5 protein-coding genes are annotated in these 3,250 nt (G+C 70.5%); all 5 read right to left on the bottom strand.

What is annotated here, in order from left to right:
* Positions 1-57: 57 nt before the first annotated feature.
* The 5 genes from CG719_RS20430 to CG719_RS20450 are packed head-to-tail and all read right to left on the bottom strand — an operon-like array spanning position 58 to position 3,248.
* Complete coding sequence (locus tag CG719_RS20430; protein ID WP_100570121.1) at positions 58-810, bottom strand: thioesterase II family protein; 753 nt, start codon at positions 808-810, stop codon at positions 58-60.
* Positions 807-1,034 carry a hypothetical protein gene (locus CG719_RS20435; protein ID WP_234375669.1) on the bottom strand — a complete coding sequence of 76 codons (228 nt, stop codon included), beginning with the start codon at positions 1,032-1,034 and terminating at the stop codon, positions 807-809. Before CG719_RS20435 ends, CG719_RS20430 begins: the two co-directional genes overlap by 4 nt.
* A complete protein-coding gene (locus CG719_RS20440; RefSeq protein ID WP_100570122.1) occupies positions 1,010-1,753 on the bottom strand; it encodes an SRPBCC family protein in 744 nt (247 codons plus the stop codon). Before CG719_RS20440 ends, CG719_RS20435 begins: the two co-directional genes overlap by 25 nt.
* 35 nt (positions 1,754-1,788) lie before the next feature.
* Positions 1,789-3,024: a cytochrome P450 gene (locus tag CG719_RS20445; protein WP_100570123.1), complete on the bottom strand. Its 1,236-nt coding sequence runs from the start codon at positions 3,022-3,024 to the stop codon at positions 1,789-1,791.
* Between the two features lie 8 nt (positions 3,025-3,032).
* Positions 3,033-3,248 (bottom strand): MbtH family protein, encoded by a 216-nt coding sequence (locus tag CG719_RS20450; RefSeq protein ID WP_100570124.1) that lies wholly within the window; start codon positions 3,246-3,248, stop codon positions 3,033-3,035.
* Positions 3,249-3,250: the final 2 nt, after the last annotated feature.

Here is a 3,250-nt window from a genome sequence, read left to right on the forward strand (position 1 = left end):
GCCGGCGCGAGTCGCTTCACCTCCCCGTGTTCAGAGCATTCCCCACCCGGCGGGCCCTTACGTCGCGGGCGCCAGGCGCCCGGCGATGTCCGTGACCACTTCGGCTTCGTGAGGCACGAGGTAGAAGTGGTCGCCGGGGAACGAGCGCAGCTCGAAGGAGCCCGGGGCGGCGAGTTCGGACCAGGCCAGCACTCGGTCGAGTACGCAACTGTGGTCGTCCCGGCCGACGTACGCGGTGATCGGTGCCTTGACCGGGGTGGGATGCCCGGGGCGATAGCCCTCGATGAGCCGGTAGTCCGCGCGGAGGGCGGGCAGCAGCAGCTCACGCAGCTCGGGGATGTCGTACACCTCCGAGTACACGTCTCCCAGCTGTCGCACGCGGGCGACGAGGGCTTCGTCGTCGGCGAGGTGGAGCGCGGTGTGTCCGGCGCGGTGGGGAGCGGCGCGCGCGGAGACCAGCAGGTGCCGGGGGACGATGCCGCGGACCTCCAGTCGCAGGGCCACCTCGTAGGCGACGCAGGATCCCATGCTGTGTCCGAAGAGCGCCAACGGCCGGTCGAGCCAGGGAAGCAGGGCGTCCTCGATCGCGTCGGCCAGGGCGGCCATGTCCTCGACGCACGCTTCGGCGAGCCGGTCCTGGCGGCCGGGGTAGCGTACGGCGAGCACCTCGATGTCCCGCGGCAGCCGGGCCGGCCAGTTGTGGAACAGCTGTGCCGTGCCGCCGGCGTGCGGAAAGCACACCAGCCGGAGCGTGGGCTCCTCCGCGCGCCGGTGGACTCGGAACCATCTCTTGTCGTCGTGGGCCGTCATGGCTGCCGGAACCCGTTCGTCTGCTTGGCATTGAGCTTGGAGAGGAAAGTGGGAAGCTGCTCCACCGCCCTCCTGGGGACGTACGCGGTCTGCACGGTGTGGCGCAGGCGATCGGTGACGACGAGTTTGTAGGCGCCGCCTTCCTGGATGAGCTCGGCGGAATACAGGGGCGTTCCCTCAGACATCTGGCTCGCCTCCATCAGGGTGCCGCCTTCTCCAGCCATGCCTGCCACTCCTGCGCGGCCCGCTTCTCGTCGACGGGGCCGGTGAACAGGTGGTGGCCGAGCCAGATCGGCCAGTTCCAGGCCTGTCCGTTGAAGAAGCGGTAGAGCCCGTCGTCGGTGCGAAGGCCGAGGAAGTCGCCGCTGAGGTAGTCCACGACGGCGTCCCGCGGCCCGCCGAGGCCGTCCGGTACGCGGAAGCGCACCGTGTCGCCGACGGCGGTGCCGGGGGTGAGGCCGGCCTGCCGCAGCAGTGAGGTGAACACGTCGGAGTGCGCCGGTGGTGAGGGCCGGTCGGCCTTGACGTAGGTGGCGCGGTGCCCTGCGAAGTGGCGCAGGTACTCGGCGAGGCTGTGCTGGTAGAAGTCGACGTGCTTCCCGGCGGCGTCGGCGCGGGTGTCCCAGCCGCCGTCGACGGTTCCCTCATGTACCCAGTGGATGCCCATGGAGAGGTGGGAGGCTCCGTCGTCCCCGGCTTCGATGGCGTAGCTGAGGGTGTTGGAGAAGCCCTTGCCGTCCTCGGAACGGCAGGCGAAGCGGTGCGGCGGCTCCCATTCGACAACGGTGGCGTGGCCGCGGGTGACGGCGCCGCCGACGCGTGGCTCGACCTCCATGGGGTAGAGCCAGCCGAGGTTGCCCGCTCCGGTGGCGACCGCGTTCCAGACTTGTTGGGGCGTGGCCGGAAGGTCCTGTTCCCGGCGCACCCGGAATTCCCGGGTCATGACGGTGACTCCTCGATCAGTGGTTCGCGGGTGTTTCAGTAGGCGACGGGCAGCGCGACCAGGCGACGCTGCAACGGGTTGGGGCGCCACTCCAACTGGTCGGTGTCCAGGCGCAGGTCCGGCAGCCGGCGGACGAGTGTGCCGATGGCCAGCTCGGTCTCCAGCCGGGCCAGCGGCGCCCCGAGGCAGAAGTGGGGTCCGTTGCCGAATCCCAGGTGCCGGTTGCCGGGGCGGGTGAGGTCGAGCCGGTCCGGGTCCTCGAAGCGCTCGGGGTCACGGTTGGCGGCGGCGAGGACCAGATACACCAGGTCCCCGGCGGCCAGGGTGTGCCCGGCGAGCTCCACCTCTTCGGCCACGACCCGCACGATCGCCTGTGTCGGCGAGTCGTAGCGCACCAGCTCGTCGACCGCCGGCCGGATCAGCGTGGGATCCGTGCGCAGCCCGGCCAACTGGTCGGGATGGCGGAGAAGGGCGAGGGTGCCGTTGCCGATGAGGTGGGTGGTGGTCTCGTCGCCCGCGGTGATGAGCATGAAGCAGGTGGACAGGAGCTCGGTGTCGGTGAGGTGGTCGTCGTGCGCCTGGGTGGCGACGAGCCCGCTGATCAGGTCGTCCCCGGGGGCGTCCCGCCGCCGGCCGACCAGCCACATCAGGTACTCCTCGAACTGGTCCACCACCTCCACGGCCTTGTCGATGTCCTCCGTCATCCGGCCCAGCGCACGGAACCATCCCTTGACGCGGTCACGGTCGCCCTCCGGAATCCCGAACAGCTCGCAGACCACGGAGTGCGGCAGCCGCGAGGCGAGTGCGGCGATCACGTCCATCGACGGCCCCGCCGCCGACGCCCTGTCGACGAGCTGGTCGACGACCGCCTGGACGCGGTCCCGCAGCGCCTCGACACGCCGGACGGTGAATGCCCTGTTGACCAGCTTGCGCAGCCGGGCGTGTTCCGGCGGATCGGTGTTGCTCATCACGCGCCCGAGTCGCGCGGTGAGCCGGCTGATGTCCCGCAGACTGCCGTCACGGGCACCCAGGGCGCGGGTCATCCGGTCGCGGTCGTTGGAGAGCCGCAGGTCACCGAGGGCCTGCTCGACGTCCGCGTACCGGGTGAGGTACCAGATGCCCTGCGGGCCGCGGTTCACCGGGGATTCCCGGCGCATCCGGGCGTAGAACGGGTACGGGTCGCGGCGGAACTCCGCCGAGGCCATCGCGGTGGTGATCTCCTCGGGGCCGGTCCGCGGACCGGCCGGGGGATGATCGGCGGTGGTGGTCATGACGGGCTCTACTCCTGACCGTCCATCGCGTCGACGAGGCTCTTGGGCCGCATGTCGGTCCAGTGCTCCTCGATGTAGGCGAGGCACCCCTCGCGGGTGTCCTCCGGGTGGGTGACGGCCCAGCCGGCGGGGATGTCGGCGAAGGACGGCCACACGGAGTGCTGGTTCTCGTCGTTGACGAGAACGATGTAGCGGCCGTCGTTGTCCTCGAAGGGGTTGGTCATGG

The organism is Streptomyces sp. CB01373 (assembly GCF_002803075.1).
In the GTDB taxonomy this organism is placed as follows: domain Bacteria; phylum Actinomycetota; class Actinomycetes; order Streptomycetales; family Streptomycetaceae; genus Streptomyces.